The sequence below is a fragment of the Ruegeria arenilitoris genome (genome assembly GCF_013030265.1).
Taxonomy (GTDB): domain Bacteria; phylum Pseudomonadota; class Alphaproteobacteria; order Rhodobacterales; family Rhodobacteraceae; genus Ruegeria; species Ruegeria arenilitoris_E.
On record NZ_WPZQ01000011.1, the window covers coordinates 126,051 to 148,680 of the forward strand.

The 22,630-nt window shown below is 52.8% G+C and carries 17 protein-coding genes and 1 pseudogene; 12 read left to right on the forward strand and 6 right to left on the reverse strand.

The annotated features are described in order from the left end of the window. Nucleotides 1-10: 10 nt before the first annotated feature. The 4 genes and pseudogenes from GOX61_RS22490 to GOX61_RS18500 all read right to left on the reverse strand — a co-directional run bounded on the left by GOX61_RS22490 (nucleotide 11) and on the right by GOX61_RS18500 (nucleotide 3,438). Nucleotides 11-1,372, reverse strand: a complete 1,362-nt coding sequence (locus GOX61_RS22490) for a sensor histidine kinase (RefSeq protein WP_170336102.1) — start codon at nucleotides 1,370-1,372, stop codon at nucleotides 11-13. Then, a complete protein-coding gene (locus GOX61_RS18495; RefSeq protein ID WP_170336104.1) occupies nucleotides 1,359-2,036 on the reverse strand; it encodes a response regulator transcription factor in 678 nt (225 codons plus the stop codon). Before GOX61_RS18495 ends, GOX61_RS22490 begins: the two co-directional genes overlap by 14 nt. 207 nt (nucleotides 2,037-2,243) lie before the next feature. Continuing rightward, nucleotides 2,244-2,399, reverse strand: a pseudogene (locus tag GOX61_RS22665) (IS6 family transposase); the annotation flags it as partial. 10 nt (nucleotides 2,400-2,409) lie between these two features. Next, a complete protein-coding gene (locus GOX61_RS18500; RefSeq protein WP_367646983.1) occupies nucleotides 2,410-3,438 on the reverse strand; it encodes a LacI family DNA-binding transcriptional regulator in 1,029 nt (342 codons plus the stop codon). Between the two features lie 105 nt (nucleotides 3,439-3,543). On the opposite strand from GOX61_RS18500, the gene GOX61_RS18505 reads away from it, so the two are divergent. The 5 genes from GOX61_RS18505 to GOX61_RS18525 all read left to right on the forward strand — a co-directional run bounded on the left by GOX61_RS18505 (nucleotide 3,544) and on the right by GOX61_RS18525 (nucleotide 11,434). Beyond that, nucleotides 3,544-5,868 carry a DUF1989 domain-containing protein gene (locus GOX61_RS18505; protein WP_170336106.1) on the forward strand — a complete coding sequence of 775 codons (2,325 nt, stop codon included), beginning with the start codon at nucleotides 3,544-3,546 and terminating at the stop codon, nucleotides 5,866-5,868. Nucleotides 5,869-5,902: 34 nt separating this feature from the next. Continuing rightward, nucleotides 5,903-6,874, forward strand: a complete 972-nt coding sequence (locus GOX61_RS18510) for an ABC transporter substrate-binding protein (protein WP_170336108.1) — start codon at nucleotides 5,903-5,905, stop codon at nucleotides 6,872-6,874. A 68-nt stretch (nucleotides 6,875-6,942) separates the two neighbouring features. Further along, on the forward strand, nucleotides 6,943-7,992 hold the full coding sequence (locus tag GOX61_RS18515) for a quaternary amine ABC transporter ATP-binding protein (protein WP_170336109.1): 1,050 nt from the start codon (nucleotides 6,943-6,945) through the stop codon (nucleotides 7,990-7,992). Nucleotides 7,993-8,002: 10 nt separating this feature from the next. Next, complete coding sequence (locus tag GOX61_RS18520; protein WP_170336111.1) at nucleotides 8,003-9,520, forward strand: ABC transporter permease; 1,518 nt, start codon at nucleotides 8,003-8,005, stop codon at nucleotides 9,518-9,520. A gap of 636 nt (nucleotides 9,521-10,156) precedes the next feature. Further along, nucleotides 10,157-11,434 (forward strand): hypothetical protein, encoded by a 1,278-nt coding sequence (locus tag GOX61_RS18525; protein WP_170336113.1) that lies wholly within the window; start codon nucleotides 10,157-10,159, stop codon nucleotides 11,432-11,434. A 116-nt stretch (nucleotides 11,435-11,550) separates the two neighbouring features. On the opposite strand, the gene GOX61_RS18530 is transcribed toward GOX61_RS18525, so the two are convergent. After that, on the reverse strand, nucleotides 11,551-11,958 hold the full coding sequence (locus GOX61_RS18530) for a hypothetical protein (protein WP_254436920.1): 408 nt from the start codon (nucleotides 11,956-11,958) through the stop codon (nucleotides 11,551-11,553). A gap of 96 nt (nucleotides 11,959-12,054) precedes the next feature. Between GOX61_RS18530 and GOX61_RS18535 the strand changes: the two genes are divergently transcribed. The 6 genes from GOX61_RS18535 (at nucleotide 12,055) to GOX61_RS18560 (ending at nucleotide 20,339) form a co-directional block, all read left to right on the forward strand. After that, nucleotides 12,055-12,876, forward strand: a complete 822-nt coding sequence (locus GOX61_RS18535) for a LysR family transcriptional regulator (RefSeq protein ID WP_170336117.1) — start codon at nucleotides 12,055-12,057, stop codon at nucleotides 12,874-12,876. A gap of 151 nt (nucleotides 12,877-13,027) precedes the next feature. Beyond that, nucleotides 13,028-13,783: a hypothetical protein gene (locus tag GOX61_RS18540; RefSeq protein ID WP_170336119.1), complete on the forward strand. Its 756-nt coding sequence runs from the start codon at nucleotides 13,028-13,030 to the stop codon at nucleotides 13,781-13,783. A gap of 112 nt (nucleotides 13,784-13,895) precedes the next feature. Continuing rightward, nucleotides 13,896-16,217 (forward strand): ATP-binding protein, encoded by a 2,322-nt coding sequence (locus GOX61_RS18545; protein ID WP_170336120.1) that lies wholly within the window; start codon nucleotides 13,896-13,898, stop codon nucleotides 16,215-16,217. 3 nt (nucleotides 16,218-16,220) lie between these two features. Then, the gene (locus GOX61_RS18550; protein WP_155147789.1) at nucleotides 16,221-16,922 is read left to right on the forward strand and encodes a response regulator; all 702 of its coding nucleotides are present in this window, start codon (nucleotides 16,221-16,223) and stop codon (nucleotides 16,920-16,922) included. A 159-nt stretch (nucleotides 16,923-17,081) separates the two neighbouring features. Next, complete coding sequence (locus GOX61_RS18555) at nucleotides 17,082-17,609, forward strand: dihydrofolate reductase family protein (protein ID WP_170336122.1); 528 nt, start codon at nucleotides 17,082-17,084, stop codon at nucleotides 17,607-17,609. 264 nt (nucleotides 17,610-17,873) lie between these two features. Then, nucleotides 17,874-20,339: an autotransporter outer membrane beta-barrel domain-containing protein gene (locus tag GOX61_RS18560; protein WP_170336125.1), complete on the forward strand. Its 2,466-nt coding sequence runs from the start codon at nucleotides 17,874-17,876 to the stop codon at nucleotides 20,337-20,339. A 446-nt stretch (nucleotides 20,340-20,785) separates the two neighbouring features. Here the strand turns inward: GOX61_RS18560 and GOX61_RS18565 are convergent, their stop codons facing one another. Beyond that, nucleotides 20,786-21,682, reverse strand: a complete 897-nt coding sequence (locus tag GOX61_RS18565; RefSeq protein ID WP_170336127.1) for a GntR family transcriptional regulator — start codon at nucleotides 21,680-21,682, stop codon at nucleotides 20,786-20,788. Between the two features lie 104 nt (nucleotides 21,683-21,786). Between GOX61_RS18565 and GOX61_RS18570 the strand changes: the two genes are divergently transcribed. Further along, nucleotides 21,787-22,629 (forward strand): PHB depolymerase family esterase, encoded by an 843-nt coding sequence (locus GOX61_RS18570; RefSeq protein WP_170336129.1) that lies wholly within the window; start codon nucleotides 21,787-21,789, stop codon nucleotides 22,627-22,629. The last annotated feature ends 1 nt before the right edge of the window (nucleotide 22,630 follow it).

Here is a 22,630-nt window from a genome sequence, read left to right on the forward strand (position 1 = left end):
GCGACGAAGTTTAAATTTTTTTGAACTCTCGAAAAATGATCGAAACACACAGGCCCGGTTTGGCATCTGACAGCGTCAGCGTTGCGCCGTGACGGTCGACAACTGCTCGCACCAATGCCAGCCCAAGCCCGCTTCCGGGCGTGGTGCGGGCCGCATCCATCCGGACGAACGGTTGCAGCGCACGGTCCATGTCGTCCTCCGGAATTCCGGGGCCTGTGTCACGAACGACCAGTGTCGCACCTTGTTCAGTGGCGCTGATCTCAACATTAATCTCCGCGCCGCTTCCAGCATGGCTTGATGCGTTCATCACAAGGTTAACCAGAGCCTGCTTTATCATCGGAGCGTCAGCTTTGATCTGAACATCTTGCGATTTTACCACCAGGGTCTGATTGCTTTCTTCAGTCATCGGACGAACGAATTCTGCTACCTCTTCAACCAGGGGCCGAAGTGGGATCAATTGCAATCGCGATTGATCACGGTCAGCTTCGACCCGCGCGATTCGAAGCATGGTGTCGAAAATCGTACCCAGGGCCTCGGCTTCTGCGAGAGCTGCATCGATCTTGGGTACAGGGTCAGTCTGCTGGTCCACCGCATCTGCGATCTCGTGCAACGCAATTTGCAGATGTGAAAGTGGAGTTTTCAGATCATGCGCGATTGCAGAAGCGGTTGATTTCATTCCGGTAACCAAAAGCGTCAATCGATCGAGATTCTGGTTCACTCGCGTTGCAATACGGTCAAACTGATCGTCCCGATTATAAACGGGCAATCTGACATCTAGGTCACCATCCGAAACCCGTGAAAGCGCTGAGTTCATCTCTTGCAATCGGGTCATTGAGAAACGGCTTGCCCAAAGTCCCAAGGCCAGTATTGCGATGGTGTTTATCAGCCCAAACACCACTAACCCCCCCACAAGCCTCATGACAGCAAGTTGAATTGGCTCTCTGCTACGCCCAATAACCAATGTCATGTCATCAAGCTTGTGAATGCTCAAATGGTAATCGCCGACCACGCGACCGTTAGTCAATGTATCCAGATCCTGCCGTGCTACCCCGACAAAATCCGGGGCCAAGGCAAATGGACCTGTTAGGGTCACATTGTTCGCGTCCAGCAAAGACACAACGCGATTGGATGGCTCAGAAAGGCGATCCATCTGATGCAGAGTGTCTACCAGGCCGGATTGCCCCTCGGCCTCATAAATATCACCTAGCAAAAGGCTTTCGCCTTCGCTTTGGGCATTGAGTTCGCTGACCAGCGTATTCTGCACGATCTGCACCAATGCCCATCCGCCAACCGTAAATATTGCCAGAAAGAAAAACAATGCCCTTAGTGTCGCTTTGAACGGTTGGCCGCTGATCAACTCACCGAGGCGCACGGATCGTATATCCCATGTTACGTACCGTGTGTATCAGCGCAGTTTTGAACGGCTTATCCACTTTGTGTCGCAGTTTGCTGATGTGCGTTTCGACAATTGTGGTGCCGGGGTCAAAAGTGAAATCCCACACTTTCTCCAAGATCATTGTGCGACTGACAACTCTGCCCGGATGTTCCATCAGATGCTGTAACAGAGCAAACTCCTTATTCAAAAGCTCAATCACCTGGCCCTGCCTGGTTGCTGTTCGGGTCAAGAGATCCAGACTCAGGTCATGAACCTCTAGAATGGTCTCCTGAGCGGTCTGGCCCGGGCGCCGGGAAAGAGCAGTAATCCGGGCAAGCAACTCTGAAAAGTGAAACGGCTTGACCATATAGTCATCACCGCCAGCCAGCAGCCCTTCGACCCGATCATCCACATCCGAGAGAGCCGTCAGAAAGATGATTGGCAGATCGCTTTTCGATGCGCGTAGTGCCTTTACAACTGACAACCCATCCATGCCAGGCAGCATCCGATCAACAATCGCAATGTCTACGCTATTGTAGAGGCAATAGGTCAGAGCCTCTCGCCCGTCTTCTACCCAGTCGACAACATATCCGTGTTCGGTCAGGCCTTTGCGGATATAGTCAGCCGATTTCACATCGTCTTCTGCCAAAAGAACTTTCATACCCCGTTGATACGTCAAATGCGCCTGCTCGAAAAGCGATCGCATGGTTGGGTTCTGATGAGCTGGTAGCGACAGGACGACCCGTCTTGCCGCGCAACTTTCTTGTACAAAAAACTGGGGCACGATGTAACGGTTGACCCATCCATCCTGAAGCCAGTGCATGTCTGGCAGCGCGATCCATAATGATCGTGATCAGAACCGTGATCATCGTTTGGTGAAACGGAGATCCTGCTCCACGATGTTGTTAAGGTATTTACGCGTCACCATCTCGATTGGTACTGGGCAGCCAAACCCTTAGAGTATTCTGTTGATAGCCTTGATGCATGCAGCATTGGCTCCGCTTTTGTCGATGCCAACTACTCTAAGAGAAGACCTAATTTTCCAGCGCTGACTTTCGTATCGCAGAGTTTCTTTCGATCAACTGTGCCTCTAACTTTTCAGAATCTGGTCTCTCCTGGAAAGAAATCCAGCGGGCCAACGCGATGGCTGTACGTTCGCCCATTCTGGAAACTGGAAGATGAACCGTCGACAACGAGGGTACGGCGACGGCAGAACTGGGCAGATCATCCAGGCCCATCAACGATACGTCTTTCGGAACACTTACTCCCTTGGATTGAAGACCAAACAAAACCCCTAGCGCGACGACGTCCGAAAGACACAAGACAGCGTCAGTCATGACCGCGTTGCTTACGATACGCGCAGCTGCTTCCGCACCGCCGCGAAGGCTGATTTCAGTCTCAACAGTTGCAAGTTCGCCGTTCCAGTTCACAGCGCGCAACCCGGAAAGCCGCGCGAGTGTCCGGTCATTGTTATGAACCGGGCCGTGCACAACAGTGATTTTCTGATGCCCCAGGTCAATGAGGTGCTGCAGTGCCAATTGTGCCGCGGCCTTGTTGTCATACCCGATCGTTGGCAATGGATTGGAGCCGTCATAATAGGATGTGATGATTGTGGGTATCATCGTACGTTCGAGAAGTTCGTGGAACTCATCGGAATGGGTTGCGCCGGTAACGATCAGGCCTTCTGCCCCAATATCGACAAGCCCCTTCGCCTTTTTAGCTTCGACCTGCAAGTCAGACTCAGTAGTGGCCACAATCAACGATAACCCATCTTCGGAAAGCTTTCGCTCCAGAGCGGCCAAGAACCGGGCAAAAATGGCATTGTCCAGTGTTGGAACCAGCGCACCTACAAAACGCGTACGGCCAGAATTAATTGCTCGGGCCGCCGCACTAGGGACGAAGCGAAGTTCAGTGATCGCTTTTTGAACTTTCTCCAGAGTGTCCTTTTTTACCACATCTGGTTCATTCAGTACTCGGGACACCGTCGCGACTGAAACGCCCGCTGCTTTTGCGACATCTCTGAGATTTGCGCGTTTTTTCAGCGCGGGGGCTTTTTGTGTCACCTGTATTTGCGTCCACTATTTTGAGTTTCAATGAAAGTGTTGACATATGTAACTAGTTTCATCAACCTCTGTAACTAGTTTCATAACTGAGAATCCAACAGCGATATGCAAGGTTCTGCTGTCTTACACGAGTTCACGAATTCCGGGTTCGAAAGCCCGGGACGCAGATTCCCTGGGTTTCCGAAGGCTTCCGGGGTTCGAAAATATGTTCTGGCATCGCGGGAAGCGATCCGAGTGGTGTTGGATCCGGGTGATTTGCTATCCTTGGAAGCGGCGTCGCAGACGCAACCTCTGGACATTGTTGCATATCTCAACGGGCAGACGGCGCTTGCTCATCTGGGCTTAGAGGCAAACGGAGCGCTTGATCACTACGAATTCAACAGCGAGCCACTCGAGGGTTGGATCAGTGCGAATGGCGGAAATCCAACGCAAACAATTCCATGCTACAAGGCAGTCGCGTCTGCAGATCCTTTGATCTTGCGTACAGACAATCGCATCACAGTTTGGCTGATCCGACCAACTCCGAACACTGGATTGATCGAAGGGATTGGTTCTGGCTGCGTCGCGGTTTCTCATACGGTTGCAGCTTCAAGTGTGCCTTTATTGCCACCGCTTTTGGGTGATACGCGAGACGAATTCACTGTGCCGCGCGGTACGGGACTCGCATATGAGCTGAAAGCCGGTGAATTTGTTCAAATCATCGACGTCGAGGGGCAGCAGTGCTCTGACTTCATGGCACTTCGTTCCGACGGGTTGGATCGCGGAGACGAATGGATGATCGACTCGACCGCGACCCGGTCGATGGTGCGACGCGCCTATCCTGGCCCCGGTTTGCTTGACAAGTTTTACGACCGTGAGATGCGGCCTCTTCTCAATGTGGTGCAAGACACCTGTGGGCGTCATGATACATTTGGTCTGGCTTGCACCGCACGTGGCTATGAAGAGCGGGGCTTTCCCGGGCATGTGAACTGTTCAGATAATATGTCGAACGCGTTGGCTGCCTATGGTATAGCCCGTCGTTCTGCGTGGCCGGCCGTAAATTTCTTCTGGAGCACGTGGATTGATCCGGCAAGTCATCACATCCTGACCGAAGAATCCCATTCGCGTCCCGGCGACTACGTCGCCATGCGCGCAATGGAGAATCTGGTGTGCGTTTCAACTGCTTGCCCGGACGATATTGACCCGATCAATGGTTGGAACCCGACGGATGTGCATGTCCGTATCTACCGCCCGGAAACACCGATCCGCCGCGCGGTTGCCTATCGTGAAAAGGAAGATGCCCCGATGTCGATCAGTCAGGAGTCCGCGTTTCATGACCGTCTGGCCCCACTGACCCAACAATTTGCACCTGCACGTGATCTATGGGCGCCAGTCAGCTTTCCCGCTTTCGGAACATTGGGCGAGTACTGGGCCTGTCGCGAGGCAGTGACGGTGCAGGACATGAGCGGGTTGCGCAAATTCGATATCGTTGGCCCAGATGCGGAGAAACTGCTCCAACAAGCAACAACCCGAAACGTAGCCAAGCTGCCGATCTGGCGCGGGTCCTACACTTTGATGTGCGACGAAAGCGGGTCGGTCATCGATGACGGCACGCTTTTTCGGCTTGCGCCCGAGATATTCCGCTGGTGCTGCGGCTCTGAAGAAAGTGGCCGCGCACTGCAGTCATTGGCCACGAATCTGGGCCTGCAGGTCCGTGTGCACGCCATGCAGAACGCGATGCCTAACCTCGCGATTCAGGGGCCAAAATCGCGCGACCTATTGCGCAAGATCACCTTTACTCAACCACACGTTCCTTCGTTGGATGACCTGAAGTGGTTCGGGGTCACGATCGCCCGCCTCAACAATCGCGAGGGTGCGCCATTCATGCTCTCGCGCTCCGGATACACTGGGGAGCTGGGCTACGAAATCTTCTGTTCCAAGTCTGACGCGATTGAGATCTGGGACGCTGTCATGGAAGCGGGTCAGGAACTTGGAGTTACACCCATGGGCTCGGCAGCATTGGACATTATCCGGATCGAAGCCGGGTTGGCCGCGGCAAATGCTGAATTTGCACCCGGAGTAGATGCATTCGAAGCCGGGTTGGGCTTCGCCATCGATCTGAACAAAAACAATTTTACGGGCAAAGCCGCGCTTGACAGAAACGCGCGAGAGCCGCGTCGCGCGCTCAAAGGCTTACTGATCGGCTGTGATGATGTACCTGCCCACGGCGCCCCTGTTTTTGTCGGTGAACGGCAGGTAGGCGTCGTCACTTCGGCCACCAGGTCACCGATGCTGGAACACGCCATCGCGATGGCGAGGGTGTCGGTCGAACATTCCGAGAACGGGACACAGCTGGAAATCGGTCAACTTGACGGGCGGATGAAAAGGCTCGGCGCCACTGTCTCGGACATTCCATTCATAGACCCGCAACGAAAGCGGGCGCGCGCCTGAAGGCGCAAGCAACACTACGCAACAGGAGAACAAGATGAAGCACTTTAATACACTGACTGCGTCGCTGGCATTGGCCTTGGGTGCCACCACTGCAATGGCGCAGGAAAAGGTTATGGTTGGTGAACCCAGCTGGCCTGGAGCCAAGATTATGAGCCGTGTGATCGGCCAAGTCATTGAAACCCGTCTTGGCGGTGAGGTCGGCTATGCGCCCGGCGCAAACGCAGTGATCTTTGCTGCGATGGATGGTGGGCGTGGTGACATTGACGTGCACCCCGATGTCTGGTTGCCAAACCAATCTTCGTTCACTGACGAATACGTGGACCAAAAGGGGACAGTTGGCCTGTCCGACGGTAGCTATGAAGGTCGTGCCGGAATTTGTGTTCCGACCTACATGGTCGAGGATCACAACATCAAATCGATCTATGATCTTGCCACACCGATGGCACAGGAGCTTTTTGACTCAGACGGCGATGGCATGGGCGAGGTCTGGGTTGGTGCTTCTGGTTGGGCATCTACCAATACATTTAAAGTACGGGTACGCGATTATGGCATCGAAACTTTCCTGACGCCGACCACCGAGGATGAAACGGTATTCTATTCGCGTTTGAAGGATCAGATCGATCAGAAGAAAGGTGCAGCGTTCTACTGTTATGCACCGCATTACGTGCACGCACTTTATGACGTCACCATTCTGGAAGAGCCCGAACATGATCCGGCCACCTACAAAATGGTACAACCCGATCAGGATGCTGATTGGTACAACCAGTCTCATGTCAGCACCGGCGAGCCGGTAAAGACGGTAACTGTTGCGCATTCCAAGTCTTTGGACCAGCGCAATCCGGCGGCCGCGTCATTCCTGAGCAGCATCAACATGGATGCCGCCCAGCTGAGCGGTCTGACTTATGAAGTCGTGGTCAAAGGGCGCGAGATCGATGAGGTTGTGGCCGAATGGATCGATGCCAATGGCGATACAGTTGATGGCTGGCTGGGCCTGAAAACCAACTGAAGCAACTGTGCCCCCGGCGTTTCTGGTTCGGGGGCGCAATCCACAAGACCAACTATGGTGAGACCAGTATGACAGCGGATATCGCAATCGATGCGCGTGGCGTGTGGAAAGTTTTCGGAGCAAAGGCGCAAGACGCGTTGATGGCCATTCACAATGAGGGGCTGAGCAAGGCGGAGGTACTTGAACGCTTCAACTGCGTTGTAGGTGTTGCCGATGCCAGTTTCGAGATCGAACGCGGTGAGCTGTTTTGCGTTATGGGTCTGTCCGGGTCGGGTAAGTCGACTCTGGTGCGCCACGTCAACCGTCTGCTGGAACCCACGGATGGCCATATCTACCTCGACGGCGATGACGTGATGGGCCTGAAGGACGAAGGCCTTCGTGATTTGCGCAATCGCCGCGTTGCGATGGTGTTCCAGAACTTTGGCCTGATGCCCCACCGTACTGTTCGTGACAACGTAGCTATGCCCCTGGAAATTCGCGGTACCGGCAAGGCGCGTCGCTGGGAAGAGGCGGATCGCGTTCTTGAACTGGTGGAACTGAGCGGCTGGGAAGACAAATACGCGCACGAACTGTCTGGTGGTATGCAGCAGCGGGTTGGTCTTGCCCGCGCTATCGCTGCGGACCCGGAGATTTTGTTGATGGACGAGCCGTTCTCGGCCCTTGACCCGCTGATCCGCAAACAGTTGCAGGATCAGTTCATGGAGCTCAGCAACAAACTCAACAAGACTACGATGTTTATCACGCACGATCTTGATGAAGCCATTCGTATCGGCCATCGAATTGCGATTATGAAAGACGGGCGCATAGTTCAGATTGGCACGCCGGAAGAGATCATTCTGAATCCGGCAGATGACTATGTTGCTGACTTCGTTGCCGGGATTTCAAAACTCAACATGATCTTTGCCCATGCGGTGATGAAGCCGGTTGAAGAATTCGAGGCACATCACGGTGAGGTTCCGACAGACGCCAAAGAGGCACATCCCGACATGGATTTGTCTGATCTCATGAACCTCTGCGTAGATGGTCACGGGGTTGTGGCTGTCACTCAGGACGGCAAGACCGTGGGCGTGATCAACCGGGCGGGTCTGATCCGCGCCATTCAAGACAGTCAGGCATAAGGGAACGGCGATGAAACACGTTGACGTACAACAGGTCCAACCCGAGACCGCTGACCGCCTGAACGGCCTGATAGGTGATTTCGTCGGGCAGGGCGAGGCGTATTATCAGAAAACATTCTCCTACATGATGCAGGCACCGGGTTACCGGTTTACCCTGAACAAGGCAGCTGCGATTCTTGGGCCGATCTGGTTTGGAGCGCGCGGTCTCTGGTCGTGGTTTCTGACTTTTCTGGTTCTTGAAACACTGGCTTACATACAGATAGGGCTGGGTCTTTTTGGTGATCTTGGGCGCGAATTTCGCGAACGGGCCGAGCAGATCGAACAAACCCTTGATCTTCGCCGACAACAGATCGAAGCGGCCGAACAATCGGGGGCCGCCTCGCTCGATTCCCTGAAACGTGCGGCAGAGTCGCTAGAGGGGGCTTTGGCCGGGGCTCAGGACGCTGCTCGAAGTGCCGATTCAACGGGGATCACATATCTGGCAGCAGGCATCGTCCTGTTGCTGGTCGTAAAGTTTATCGCTGCGTCATTGGCCAACTGGACCTTAGAGGGTCAGTTCGCCCGCTGGCGATCAGATTCCAGCGTGGCTCATGGGTGGTCCATGGTACGGATGATTGTTGCATCGGCACTGACCCTGGTCGTTGTCATTCTGTCCGCAATAAAATTTGCGCAACCCGATGCGTTTGCGATCCTCAAGACTTTTCCAACCAACCGTGACTGGCGATTGAATGTCGGGGATGGTGTGCAGGCAGTCTTTGAATGGACCAAAACTGCTGGTCGAGGTTTCTTTGACGGGCTGACATACGGGATGCGCACCCTGTTGGACTGGATCGAGGTGGTTCTGGTCGACACGCCCTGGCCAGTGGTTTCGCTGGTTATCATTATGTTGGCTTACCTTTCCGCGGGTGCGCGTGTTGCGATTTTCACCGGCGCTGCATTGGCCTATCTCGGGTTACTGGATTTCTGGGAAAAGGCGATGACCACTATCGCACTGTTGGGTGCTGCAGCGATGATCTCAATTACGCTGGGCATCCCACTTGGTATCTATTGTGCGCGTCGGCCCAGGGCCTTTGCCATCGTGCGGCCGATACTGGACTTCATGCAATCGATGCCATCCTTTGTTTATCTGATCCCGGTGGTCGCATTCATCGGATCCGGTAAACCCGCAGGTGTGGTCGCGACCATGATTTTTGGCAGTCCACCCGTCATTCGCTTTACCGTCCTTGGTTTGCAGCAGGTTCCCGAAACCGTGCGCGAGGCTGCTTTGGCATTTGGTGCCACCCCGCGCTATCTGCTTTGGCGCGTAGATCTTCCACTTGCGCACAAAACCATCATGGCAGGTGTCAATCAGACCATCCTGATGTCATTGGCCATGGTTGTTGTCGCATCGCTGATCGGGGCAAAGGGACTGGGCGAAGATGTTCTGGAGGCGTTGCAATATGCTGCGGCGGGGCAGGGTATATTGGCAGGCCTAGCCATTTTGTTTTGCGCTCTCATTCTGGATCGTATTGTGGCCGGTAAGAAGTGAGCCCTATTGCGAATTTGATATCAGCTAAATCGTCCTGACTTCAAATCCCGTGGTGCAATGTCTTTTGAGCCGTGTGCACAAAAAGGATTCACTTCGGGCGACTGTCATGGCTCAAGCTGATGGCACTGTTGCCAACTGTCAGGTGATCTTCCACCTTTAGACATTGTGGGCGATGTGGTCAAAGTGGAGGTAAGGCGCTGGTTGCATGCGCACCCTTTCTAGCGGTGAATATGCTCATCTCGCTCGGGGAGAAAATCGACCAATTTTGAACAAGGGCCTGCTGCACACACATCCGGACAGTGAACAAAATGAAGACAGCGGGAAAGCGCTAACGTCTAGCCACTTGTTTGCGGTTCACATTTGGTTTTCCCGTCTAGCCTTCAGGAGCGGGGCCAGCGGTTGCTAAAGTCCAAGTGAAAATACAACTGATACAATCACTGGCGCTTCTCTGATACATTTCGAACCCAGAGTCTTCTCATCCCGCTGAACGCCAACGCGCTACAATCGCCCCGAGGAAGACCGGAATATGTCACACAAGCGACTGCCAAGCCTCGGTGCTGCCATCGCTCCTTTAGTAGGACAATTGTGGGTTGGTGAATTCAGAACCTGTCAGAGACGGATTTTCGAGTCGGTGGCATGACTGCCACCAGTATTGCTCTTTTCGCAGTCGGCATCGGTAGCGTCACTTTCGCATTCTGGGGGCATTATACCCACTCGGGCCAGCAGAGCTTTGAAGGCATGAGCGGAATGATCCCGATCGCCTCAGGGGTATTTGGTGGGCTACTCTTAGTTTCCGCCCTGCTGTTGACCGTATATCAGTTTTTGGTCCCCTCTATGGAACAGGATCTTGCCACGTTGTCGTTTCCAGAAGCTCCGCGGTACTCAGACTATAACCATTGGATTTGGTTATCGGTTACCGTAGCGATACTGGCTCTGTTCGACCTTTTCTGTCGCATGACAGTTGGCGTGTCTGGCATATTGATTGTGTTTTCATGGTTTGAGAGTGGGGCTTCTCGCTGGGGTTTGAGCATACTCTTTCTGGGGGTCCTGACCGTACATACGTTGATGGTGACTGATACGATCGGAACGATCCATACTCGCTATTTTGGCCAACCAGACTCCTCGGTCGTGGTTGGTCATGATCTGCACAACGAGGTGTTTCGTCTTTATCCAACTATAGGGGGAGGTGAGATCGTGACTTCACATGGCGGTACCTACGAAGATAACGACGTATTTGTCGACCGATTTGCCGATCTGCAATGGGAGAAAACTCTGCGGTTTGGTCAGCGTGAGCAGGATGTTTTGGGCTGGCAGTCTTTTACGACCAAGTCGGCGATCAAGGCCGGCGTGCTCCATTTTGCGACATTGGGTTTGCTTGGGTTGTTCTTCGTTGGACTAATCGGTTGGTCCGTTGACTATCAGGGCGAGCTTGAGACCGCTTCGGCCTCGGCTCTTGAGGCCGGATTCAGCTGGTTGTGGCAACATCATCGGGTCGTGTTTCTGGCAGCTGTGTTGGCAGGCGTCGGAACGATGATCGGATTGGTGACCTGGGCTCATGACCCGAAGCTCGTTGAAAGACTTCAGCCGGGTGATGTATTTGCACCGCTGCCAGAGGCGATCCGACCTGGTAAGGTGATCAAAGGCATTGTTGTCGATCATTCGGCGGAACAGGCTCATTTCAATAATCAGTCTGGATCGAGAGTGTCGCATTACAATCTGTTAGTGCGGATTGATGAAGTTTTCGCACATTCAATCTGGCTAAGGATCACTTTGGAGAACATCAAACCGGTCCGGGATTGGGTGAGTGAAGCGGTGTCGCTAAAGGGTGTAGCAGAGACATTCATCGTGCAGGATGATCTGTCCATCATACCGCAGAAACTACATCGTGCGGGGGTTCTATCGCATTCCTACTAGAAGGCGGCGTGCAAGATTACTTCCTTCGGAAAATGCGTGCCATGAGTGAGAGAAACAGCTCAGTGCAGGGTTTACGTCAGATCCCCTCTGCACTGAGTTATTACTTTGGGAAAAACCTACACTTCGACAACACTGGTAACCGTCTCGCGGAAGTAGTCCAGCAGACCATCCGCCTCGTGAGACAAGATATACGTAAGGCTTTTTACTTCCCTTTGTTGGACGCCGTAGAAAAACTGCTGGCGAAAGGAAGTCAGATACCAGCCATCACCTAGCTCTACGCAATTTGTGCCCAATGATTTTGTGCCCTCGGGGAACACCTCTGCGCCCAATCGGCCAACGAGTACCATCAGCTCATCGCGGTTTTTTGCCTGCTGCCAACTGATGTCGGTATCATCGCGAAAGTGATCGATCCGAAAATCAATATCCTGCGCGATCAGTTCAAACATCGTCGGATCACCAGCAACAAATTTGGCGATGACTTGTTCGATAACTGTTTCCTCAACAATCGCAGATTTCGGTTCCATGTTCATAGACTCCTCTTTGTTTAACGAATGGAGTCTGTCATCGCTGCATGGTAAAGGTAATTGCTATATCAATTATGAATGATATAGATATTATCTATGATAGAGCTAAACTCCTTACGCTATTTTGTCAGTGCCTATGAGGTCAGGACTTTTAGCAAAGCGGCACGAGAGAACGGCGTTAGCCAGCCAACAGTCTCGGCTGCGATTCAAAAGCTTGAAGATCGTCTTGGCGCATCTTTGTTTCTACGCTCAAAAACTGGCTTAACACCAACACCGCTAGGGACGCGGCTTTACCATGACGCGCTGAACAGCGTCGCTCATCTCACAACACTCGAGAGCCGAATTCTAAATCAGCCGAAACAGAATGTCCGGATCCATTGCGCACCAGATATGCTGATCAATAGCCTCGCGTCAGGACTCAGCAGTCTTCGCCACGAGTTTTCCGATCTGGCCTTCAGTTTTACAGCCGATGCGAAGGATAGCGACATCGCCTATACTACTGACGTCTGCCTTCCTGCTTCACATAGTTTCATTTTATTGGAGGAAGAGCCTTTTGGCTTGGCGTTCTCAAGTAAGCATCCGCTTGCCACCCTGAGCGAGGTGCGACTGGAGGATGTTTGTAGGCACCCAGTAATTCACAGGCCTTACTGCCCGAACGCTGATCATATGGATATGAATGCACTCAGCGCAGCGCCCGCTGCGCAGACTATGAACGACCCACAGTTGATGGATCTGGTTGCGGCGGATCTTGGCATCGCTTTCACCCCACGCTCACATGCCAGATACCGTGAAGATGTCGTCTGGGTACCACTTGCGGATAGAAACGCAGGAACACGTAAAGCCGGGATTTCCCATCGACGATCGGCGTTGGCCACCAAGCTGGCAAAGAAGCTGGCTGAGGTTATCAAAAGTGGCTGACCTTTTCATATAAAGGCGACCCTCTGGCAAATGATACAATTGATACATCTTGCAATGTTTCTCTGACACAAACCGGCCTTAGCCTGATGGTTTGAGTAAATGGAACCTGTTGACCTGCCCAGGTTCACCTGCAGCGGGAGAGAGCGAGAGAATGAGTGGCCAAAGTCGTACCGGATTTGCATCAGCAGCACTGGTGTTACTGCTTTCCAAATCGGCACTGGGATGTCAGCCCATGCACCAAGTGAATTACAAGACAGATGGAGGCTACTTCGACATTCGACTGAACGGTGTTCTGGTAATGGCAGGAGATAGCTATTCAGGTGTTGTGAAACTCGATCAGGGTTTAATGGATGGTGAGAATACAATTACGGTTACGTATGACGCCAAGGGCGCGCAGGATGTAGCTTATTTCGCAGTGCATGAAGGATGCGAGGGCGAATTTCCGAACGAACAATCTCTGGCTTCGGTGGAAATTCACGGCGATGGAGAGCAAGAATTGGTCTTCGATAGCCAGAGCCCGGTTGAGGCTTTTTTTCCCGGGGCAGTTATAAGCGACGGCAAGGGCCTGCTTGATGCGGTAAAAGAGCTACAGGCCGCAGTTCAAAGGCGAGATGTCGAAACCGTATTTGCTTTCCACGAACCTCTTCTGACCAAAATGGCTGAAAGCGGTGCTCCGATGGAGCGGATCAATGCTCATGTCACCAAGATGCTGACGGAAGGCGAAATTACCCTAATGCAAAACCTGACTTTGACACCGGTCTTGGATGGGTTGGCCTGGGAAGTTTTGGCCCCCTCCAGTCAGCCGCCTGTTGTTGTTCACCTTGAGCAGGATGGTGGGCAGTATGAATGGACCAGCGGAACGCGATGGGTTTTTGTTGATAACGCTTGGTACGTTATCGAACCGTGAAGCTATCTTGTGGGTTCAGGTTATGGCTTGTCGGCTACCGCATCTCCCGACAAACTGATCTGAGCCAGCAAGTGCACCGCCTTGATCCAACCGGTCTTAGAGGACAGCGAAAATGACGACAGCTCAGGATATGGCAACCTGTGTCGAGGGTAGTTCACAAATCGATGTCACCCAGTTCGAAGACCTGCTCAATGCCATGGACGAAGGGGTCGCACTATTTGATATCGATGGCAGTTTTCTTCTGTGTAATGACAAATACATGGAAATGCTGGCGCCATCAGGTCATCCACGACCCGCTGAAGGAACCTCATCTCAACAGGTCGCGCTTGGCTTTTTTGGAACGGGCTATCTTCAGCCGGTAGATGGCATGGATGAGGCGATGCTTTCGCGTTCTGTTGGAGTGCCTACTGATCCGGGGCAGGTATTTGAGTTCAGAAACGCGGACGGGTGCACCATTGCCGCCACTACCAAAATTACCTTAGGCGGCAGGGCACTGGTGCGCTTGCAGTTTCTCGAGGAAGCGAAAACGCCCGATCAATCAGCGCGTGACATGTTGCTAGATGCGTTTCAGGCATTGGATGAAGGTCTCGTTCTTTGCGATGAGAACATGCGTTTCGTCTTTGCCAACACGGCGTGGAAGAACATGATGTATGGTGCGCGGCCGCATCTTACTCCTGAACCCGGCGACGAAGTTGTCGAAAAGGTTATCGAGCTGGTCAAGGACGGCTTCTACGATATCCCTGCGGATCAGAGCCAAGAGGATTACATCAATTGGCTGATGACCGAGATGTCCCAGCACGGGAAACAGGTAGAGATACGCACCGCAGAGGGCAAACACTATGTGGGTGCCTCACATTTGACCGCGTACGGCGGATCCCTGTTGTTTGTACGCGATCTGACTAATCAGCGTAGGGCTGAGGCGACGCGGCTCGAAGCCGTGAACGGCGCTATCGATGCAGTGGACTACCCTCTGGTTTTGTTTGATGCGGATGAGAAGTTCGTGCTGGCCAATAAGGCGTGGTACGCGATGATCGAGCCTACGGGGTTGGATCCGCAGCCTGGTGACCCTGGAAATGAGTTTTTCTGGTCCATTGTCGACTCTGATTATTACCTGCGCCCGGAGGGTATGAGTAAGGAAGACTACTTTGCCGCCGGAATGGCCTTAATCTACAACTACGGACGCGAGTTTCCGCTGCAAACCTCTGATGGCAGGGTTTTTCTAGGAAGCTCGAATGTCACCGCGCTGGGTGGATTTCTGCTGTCCTATCGGGAAATCACCGAACAGATCCGCGCCGAGGCAGAGCTGGAACAACAGCGTGAGGTGGCTCATCAGAACGAAAAGCTCTCGGCCCTTGGGGAACTGCTGGCCGGCGTTGCGCATGAGCTGAACAATCCATTGTCGGTGATTTTCGGATATAGCCAGATGTTGCAGGGCAAGGTGAGCGATCCCGTGCTGTCCGAACGGATTGATCTGATGTGCCAGTCCGCCGAACGCGCGGGAAAGATCGTAAAAACCTTTCTTGCGATGGCACGTCAGCGTCCAACCCGGATAGATATCTGTTCGCTTAACGACGTCGTGGCGACAGCATTGGAGGTGTCGGGCTACTCGCTGAAAACCAACGGCACTGTTGTCGAGACTGATCTAGACGCGACCGCGCCTCCGATTGCGGGTGATTTCGATCAGCTGGCGCAGGTTTTCAGCAATCTCATTGTCAATGCTGGCCACGCTCTTCACGAACAGCGCGAGGAAGGCCGCATTCTTGTGCGGTCGTATCACGATGTCGACGAGAACCGAACCGTGGTCGAAATCCGCGACAACGGTCCGGGTATTCCTGCAGACATTCAGAACCGGGTTTTCGAACCATTCTTTACCACTAAGGAAGTCGGCGAAGGGACCGGCGTTGGGCTTGCCTTTAGCCATAAGATTATCGAAGGCCACGAAGGTGAGTTGTCATTGCGATCTGTTCCGGGTGAAGGCACAAGTTTTTACGTCAAGCTGAATGCGGTCCATGATGACAACACGCGGAACGAGCTGGATCGATTGGCCCCCACGCCGTCGAAGTCGCTGTCCTGTCTGGTGGTTGATGACGAGGCCGGCGTGGCGCAATTGCTTTCGGACATACTCACCGACGAAGGCCATTCGGTCGAAATGACGACCACGCCCCGTAAGGCGCTGCACATGGCCGAGGCCAGGGAATTTGATGTGATCCTGAGCGATTTCAAAATGCCCGATATGGATGGCGAAGCGTTCTATGAAGCCCTGCGCCTGATTTCACCGAATAGCGCCAATCGCGTGGGTTTCATAACCGGTGATGCCCTGAGTGAGAATGTCCGTGAATTCTTTGCACGATCAAAACGCCCCTATATCGAAAAACCAATCATTAAACGCGAGCTTTTGACGTTGATCCGGCTCGTGCTCTACGAACTGGAATAGCCTATGTATCATTCCGTTATCATCTGCGACGACGAAGCACCCTTGCGCAAGATGCTCGCAGATCACCTGAGCGAATGTGGCTATGCCGTGCAAGAGGTTGAAAACGCCGCAGAGCTAATGGCGCTTTTGGCCAAACAAGAACCCGATCTGGTGCTGTTGGATGTGCGTATGCCCGGTAAGGACGGTTTCACGGCCTTGCGGGATATCCGGATGGATTCTCAGGTGCCGGTGATGATGCTGACAGCTGCCGGAGACGTAGTAGACAAGGTTCTGGGTCTGGAGTTCGGGGCCGATGACTATCTTGTCAAACCAGTTGATCTTCGCGAATTGCAAGCGCGGATCAAAGCGGCGATCCGGCGCAGCGCCATCCGGGAAACCGAGCAGGAAAAACATGATCGTCTCAGCGGCACGGTGCCCTTTGGGACCTGCCATCTTGACCTCGATAGCGCCCGCTTATTTGCCGAAGACGGTTCTGAAATTGCGATAACCGCCATGGAGTTTAGTCTGCTGAGGGTTTTTGCCGAAAATCGTGGTCGGATTCTGAACCGTGATCAACTGCTGGCCAAGGCGCATGATCGGGGTTGGGAACCATTCGATCGATCAATTGACCTCAGAATATCGCGCATCCGTCGCAAGGTCGAAAAAAACCCTGAAAAGCCCGAGGTGATCCGTACTGTTCACGGTATCGGCTATGTTTTTGGTTAAATTGCTGCACCGAACACAGACCGATATGGTGCTGGTTTTTCTTACCACGCAACAGTATCCAATCATGAGCAATAGGAGTGCCCTGAAAGTGATCAAGTAAGTCCAATCACGCAGCCAGCCCAAACGGCAATAGTTGGATTAACTTTCTCGGAGCACACAATGCATCCCATTATCTATGACGTCGCCGTCTCACTGGACGGGTTTATATCTGGTCCATCCGGTGACATCTCAATGTTCGCCAATGAAGGACCGGTCGTCGAAGACTACCATGCGCGTATGGCTACATACACGACGGCAATCATGGGCCGATCAACATATCAGTTTGGATACAAATATGGCCTGGAACCGGGTCAAAATCCTTATCCGCACATGGAGACGATCGTGTTTTCTCAGTCCATTGGTGATCTGAAAAACAGCGATGTGAAGATATGCAGGTCGGCAACAACCCATTTAATTAGGGAACTTAAATCGAATGCGAAGGGACCAATCTACCTTTGCGGAGGCGGTTTGTTTGCTGGATGGCTTTTGAAAGAAGGCCTGATCGATAGGGTCGTTCTTAAGCGCGCGCCTTTCGTTTATGGCGACGGTGTATCTCTTTTCGGTGGTAAGGTAAGTCCGCAACCATTCAGAAAGATCGCATCCAAGTCTTACCTGAGCGGGTACGTATTAGAAGAATACGAGACCTAAGTGGTGATAGCGGTCCTGCTGCGGTCTCGACTGGGAATGTCCCGTCGTCAGCAGGATCGCTCGATTTTCGAAATCGCGAAGACGACGACAATCCTGTTTGCCGTGTCGCACCAATCAATGACCAGAAAAACCTCTGCGTTTCTTAGAGTGCCTTCTTCCAAGAATTCAACAAGGTACTGACATAATTGATACATTACCCGAAACAAGCCTGACATGTCAGCATTCTATCGCTCCCTCAAAATTGCAACGGGGAAGTGAGTACGCATGTTTCCAGAGACACATCTGATCAAATTGTTCGGCAGTACATCAATTGCAGCGCTGCTTACGGTTGGGGTGGTTTCGGCGCAGGTGATCGTCGATCCCGGTGACACTCTGATTGTGAATCCAGGGGATGCGATAAACAATCAGGTATTGCTGTTTGATAACTCGACCTTGCATGTTGAAAGCGGTGGGACCGTATCCAACCTTGATAGTACTGTACTGGCAGGCGAAGCGGACGCAGCGCTTGAGGTCATCAACAACGGTAAAATACGTTCGGTCAACTCTACAGCGCTCTGGTTGGCAACAAGTACGCTTCGACTCGAGAACTCTGGTGAAATTGTTGGCAATGTCGACGGGATACACTTCCTTTCACCCAGCTCATCACTGACCTACCTTCATAATGATGCGACCGGTGTCATTAACGGCGTCTCCGGAACCGGGGTTCGGGTCGGAGGTACGAGCCAGACCGTTGTAAACGACGGGTTGATACTAGGCGATGACGTCGGATTCCATGGAACAGGATCGATCGGCACGATCCAAAACACGGGTAAAATCCAAGGCACGGATGTTTTCGGAATATTTGGTGAGGCTGACATTGGTCAGATCCTGAATTCCGGCGAGATACTGGGCACATTTAACGCCATTCGTTCCGTCGGGAATGTGGGCGAGCTCTCTAATCAAGGGGTCATTCGCGGGGGGCAAGGCGCGATCGCAATTGGTGGAGGTTTGGGGGTATTGAGAAATGATGGTTTCATCGAGTCGCTAAATAGTGACGGAGTATCCATCGACGGCCAAGTCGCTCTATTGGACAATACTGGACAGATTATTTCTCATGATGGCAATGGTGTGACAGCCAGTAGCGGGATTTCGACATTTGCAAATTCGGGCACAATAAGCGGCGCGCAAGTAGGTGTTCTTAGCGACGGAACCATGACATCGCTGAACAACAGCGGTGTGATTTACGGGAACGGCAGTGTCGGCCTTGCGCTCAGGGACGTCAAAAATTTCGTCAATACCGGCACTATTTCCAGCGATAACGCTTCGGGCGCGATTTCTGGACAAATCAAAACCTTTTTCAATGCGGGTCGGATTGAAGGTCACGAACTCGGGCTTGGTATCGACGGAGACGTAGGCAGTTTCGAAAACCACGGTACCATTACGGGACGGCTCAACGCAGGCTTTGAAAACACCGGTGTCATATCCTCATTCGTTAATACCGGAACGATTTCAAGCAGAGATGACGTTGGTGTTGTTCTGAATGACGCCACAGCTTTCACCAATAGCGGTTTGATCAAAGGCAACACCGTGGCGTTCGAAATCAATGCGAGCACTGGCACGGATCTCTTTCTGCGCCAAGGGTCCAACATCCAGGGCTTGATCGATATTGTCGGTTCGAGCACTCTGAACACTGATCCCGGAATGAACCTTGATCTGACGTTCAAGAACGATGTGCCTTCTGTTGGAGACACTGCAGGTTCGCCATTTGTTGTTAGTAATGACACGATTGTTGTGATCGACCCTGCCGGGTTCGCCGGATCTGACATCTTTGCCAACGATCTGGTTCGCTCAATTTCTGATGTCGCAGGCAACACTGGGACTCGTATTCCTTTGATCAGGCGCGAAAACGGGACCCAAAAAAATGTCTGGTTTACCGGTTTCGGAGGGCAAAATCAGGTATCAGGGGCCGGTATTCTTCAAGATAGCTATGGTGGCGTGATCGGTGGCGTGGACCTGCCTACAGCCTACGGCTCGCTGGTTGGTTTGTTCGGCGGTGTTGCAACCGGTGACATAACCTCAGACAACTCAGGCAATTCGCTTACCACTAAATCTATTTTCGTCGGTGGTCGGTACCACAGCGACTTTGGATCCAACTACATTCGTGCATCGATTGTCGGGGGGCAGCTAAGTTCTGATGGCAACAGGCAAGTATTTAACAACCTGGCTGCAGGTGGGGTTGAGACCGGCACTTACGATTATGATGGTTACTTCCTGTCGCCTTCTATCGAGTTTGGAGCTCGGCTCGATAATGTGCTGGCGAACAGACCGATTTTGGCCAGCCTGCAGCTCAGCTATCTACATACGTCCGAAGATGGATACACCGAAACTGGGGTTGCCAGCCCAATCACGGTAGATGGCAGTCAGAGTGACTACGTGAATGCCCGGGCTCAGGTCACACTACCGCACGAGTTCTCTCTGGGCGCAGGTCCGGACGCGCTGTTGGAATTAACGGCGGGCATCGACGGGCAGTTCACACTGGGAGACGCGTCGCGAAACGCAAGTGTACTAGGCTCTGAGATTACCTTGAATCCAACCTATGATGACCAGCTCATTCGCGGGTTTATTGGGGGTGGGCTCCGCCAGCAGACACGCGATGGTCGCGGGGTATTCTCAGTGGGTGCGGACGGGTTTTTCGGCGGTAGCGACAACTACGAGATTCGTGGAACACTGTCCTTTCAATACGTCTTCTAGGACGAACCAAATCCTCCACCAATCGATCCATGTTTCAACAAGGAAAAAGTATGCTTACAGGATGTAACTGCTCTGGGTTACTTGGAATTCTGTTTGTACTTGCCACCAGTACCAATTCTGACCGAGTCTGTGTTGGGCAAGTATGAGGTTGTTTCCGAATGCTCGAGGCGTCCAGCAGCAAGGAGTGATCATGTGTGCAAAGGTGGAAGCCCTGCCCAGTACCTCACCTCTGCATTCGCTTCGAGCCCAAAGCGGAGCTTGATAAGTAGCCTGAGTGTCAAGCGTGCAGCAAGTTACGAGCGGTGCAAATCAGATATTGGATGTGGAACAGAATAAAGGCGAATTATTGGACATTGCCGACATTGCACTCACGCAGCACTCTTCGCGGTCTAACCTGAGCAGTTGCAACAGATTCCCTCGGCCCTGCTCATCAAATATTGGTTTGTTCACTTACTCGCCTCTTTGGCAGATAAGATATGCGCTCGCATCAAGTCCGAAGCCCGGTCCAGATCGCCAGCATCGACGGCATCCAGAATGGCAACATGCTCGTGGCAGGCCTGCAGAGTGCGCACCTTGTTCTGGTAGTTTTGATACTCCTTTATCCGACCAGCTGGTTCATCGGAATCCAGCGCGCGTATGAAGAACCTGTTCCGGCAAAAAGAGATTAGGGTGCCGTGCAGGCGGATGTTGGACTCATATACCAATGTCAGGTCGAAATCTGTCATGATCGTGTCGATCAGGTGGGTCTGCTCAAGTCGGAGTTCGGCTATCCTCTCTGAGTCCACGGTGTATCCGGGTTCAAGGAAAACGGCTGGTTCCAGAAGCAGTCGAAACCGGAACATATCCTCCGCTTCTGCCTCGCGCGATTTTGCCAATGGTGTGACCTGCCATCCATAACCTGGATTCTGTCGCACTAAACCTTCGTTGGATAGGCGGAACAGGGCTTCTTGCAATGGAGCGCGCTCGGTCTGAAAGCGCCGCATCAGTTCGGCCTCACTGATCCGATCACACAGGTCGCCTGCGAAATAGGCGTCGATAATTTTGTGATAAAGCTTGTAAGCCTGCTGACCGGTTGTCTGAAAGTCCAGATTGGGCAACTTGTCGGCATCAATGCATAGAAAATACCCCCGGCGAGGCCGATGCTCGGCAACGCCGATTTCACATAAGAAATCCAACGCGGCTCGGACCGGAGTTCGAGACACCGATAGTTCCTTGGCAAATACAGATTCTCTCAGAGGGTCACCAGAATCCAGGCCCCGTTTTTCGGCAGTATCCATAATTTGTGCTGCCAACTCGCGTTGAAGATCCGATACCTTCCGAGCAGGAGGCGAAATATCTGACATGCTAATTTCTTTACGGTTTTCAAAGGTTAATCGCAAGTGTACTTTGTCGTGAAAAATGCAAATCACTGACGAGCGCAGCGTGTAACCACCGGTGGAGAATGCAGATGGAATCGAAGGCACAAGCCGCAAATGCGGCGTTACCGCTTGGGTACTACGATAAGGGGTACACACCGTTTTATGCGCTCCAAAGCGAACCACGGCTCAGCTACTGCCTGTATGTGCCGATGGATTACAAAACAGATGATGACCGGATCTATCCGCTGGTGGTGCTAGTGCACGGTACGGAAAGAGGGGCACATCTGTATCGGGACGGGTTTGCCGAGTTTGCTGAACAGCAAAAAGCGATCGTGCTTGCACCTTTGTTTCCGTGCAATCTGTTGTTTGTTGGCGATCAGGAGAACTACAAACTGTTGCGGGCGCGGGATTTCCGGTTCGATCTTTCCCTGTTGTCGATGGTGGATGAGGTTGCCGCGCGTTACCGCGTTCAATCTGACAAGTTCTTGCTTCATGGCTTTTCCGGAGGCGGACATTTCGCCCATCGGTTTCTCTATGCACACCCCGACCGTCTGAGCGCTGTCTCAATTGGCGCACCCGGGGTGGTGACGCTGTGTAATCAAACCAAGCGGTATCCATTGGGATTGGAAGGAATGGCCGATTATCTGGGTGGTGAGATCAAGCCCGATCTGATCGAGCAAGTGCCGGTTCAATGCGTGGTTGGCTCGAAGGACACCGACACTTGGGAGATCACGGTAGAACCTGATGAGCTGTTCTGGACCCCAGGTATCAACGATACTGGACGTACCCGAATTGACAGGCTTCGCAGTTTGGCTACTTCGCTTGAAACAGCGGGGTGCTCTGTGCAGTTTGATCTCATCTCCGGTGTGTCACATGACGAACGGGGCTTGGTGGCATCCGTACAAGCGTTCCTGAAGGACCACTTGCCCTGAA

What these genes read in the sequence shown, in the direction of transcription:
- GOX61_RS18495 (WP_170336104.1), bottom strand. Translation starts at nt 2,036, where the DNA reads ATGAAAGTTCTTTTGGCAGAAGACGATGTGAAATCGGCTGACTATATC.
- GOX61_RS18505 (WP_170336106.1), top strand. Translation starts at nt 3,544, where the DNA reads ATGCAAGGTTCTGCTGTCTTACACGAGTTCACGAATTCCGGGTTCGAA.
- GOX61_RS18510 (WP_170336108.1), top strand. Translation starts at nt 5,903, where the DNA reads ATGAAGCACTTTAATACACTGACTGCGTCGCTGGCATTGGCCTTGGGT.
- GOX61_RS18515 (WP_170336109.1), top strand. Translation starts at nt 6,943, where the DNA reads ATGACAGCGGATATCGCAATCGATGCGCGTGGCGTGTGGAAAGTTTTC.
- GOX61_RS18520 (WP_170336111.1), top strand. Translation starts at nt 8,003, where the DNA reads ATGAAACACGTTGACGTACAACAGGTCCAACCCGAGACCGCTGACCGC.
- GOX61_RS18525 (WP_170336113.1), top strand. Translation starts at nt 10,157, where the DNA reads ATGACTGCCACCAGTATTGCTCTTTTCGCAGTCGGCATCGGTAGCGTC.
- GOX61_RS18530 (WP_254436920.1), bottom strand. Translation starts at nt 11,958, where the DNA reads ATGGAACCGAAATCTGCGATTGTTGAGGAAACAGTTATCGAACAAGTC.
- GOX61_RS18535 (WP_170336117.1), top strand. Translation starts at nt 12,055, where the DNA reads ATGATAGAGCTAAACTCCTTACGCTATTTTGTCAGTGCCTATGAGGTC.
- GOX61_RS18540 (WP_170336119.1), top strand. Translation starts at nt 13,028, where the DNA reads ATGAGTGGCCAAAGTCGTACCGGATTTGCATCAGCAGCACTGGTGTTA.
- GOX61_RS18545 (WP_170336120.1), top strand. Translation starts at nt 13,896, where the DNA reads ATGACGACAGCTCAGGATATGGCAACCTGTGTCGAGGGTAGTTCACAA.
- GOX61_RS18550 (WP_155147789.1), top strand. Translation starts at nt 16,221, where the DNA reads ATGTATCATTCCGTTATCATCTGCGACGACGAAGCACCCTTGCGCAAG.
- GOX61_RS18555 (WP_170336122.1), top strand. Translation starts at nt 17,082, where the DNA reads ATGCATCCCATTATCTATGACGTCGCCGTCTCACTGGACGGGTTTATA.
- GOX61_RS18560 (WP_170336125.1), top strand. Translation starts at nt 17,874, where the DNA reads ATGTTTCCAGAGACACATCTGATCAAATTGTTCGGCAGTACATCAATT.
- GOX61_RS18565 (WP_170336127.1), bottom strand. Translation starts at nt 21,682, where the DNA reads ATGTCAGATATTTCGCCTCCTGCTCGGAAGGTATCGGATCTTCAACGC.
- GOX61_RS18570 (WP_170336129.1), top strand. Translation starts at nt 21,787, where the DNA reads ATGGAATCGAAGGCACAAGCCGCAAATGCGGCGTTACCGCTTGGGTAC.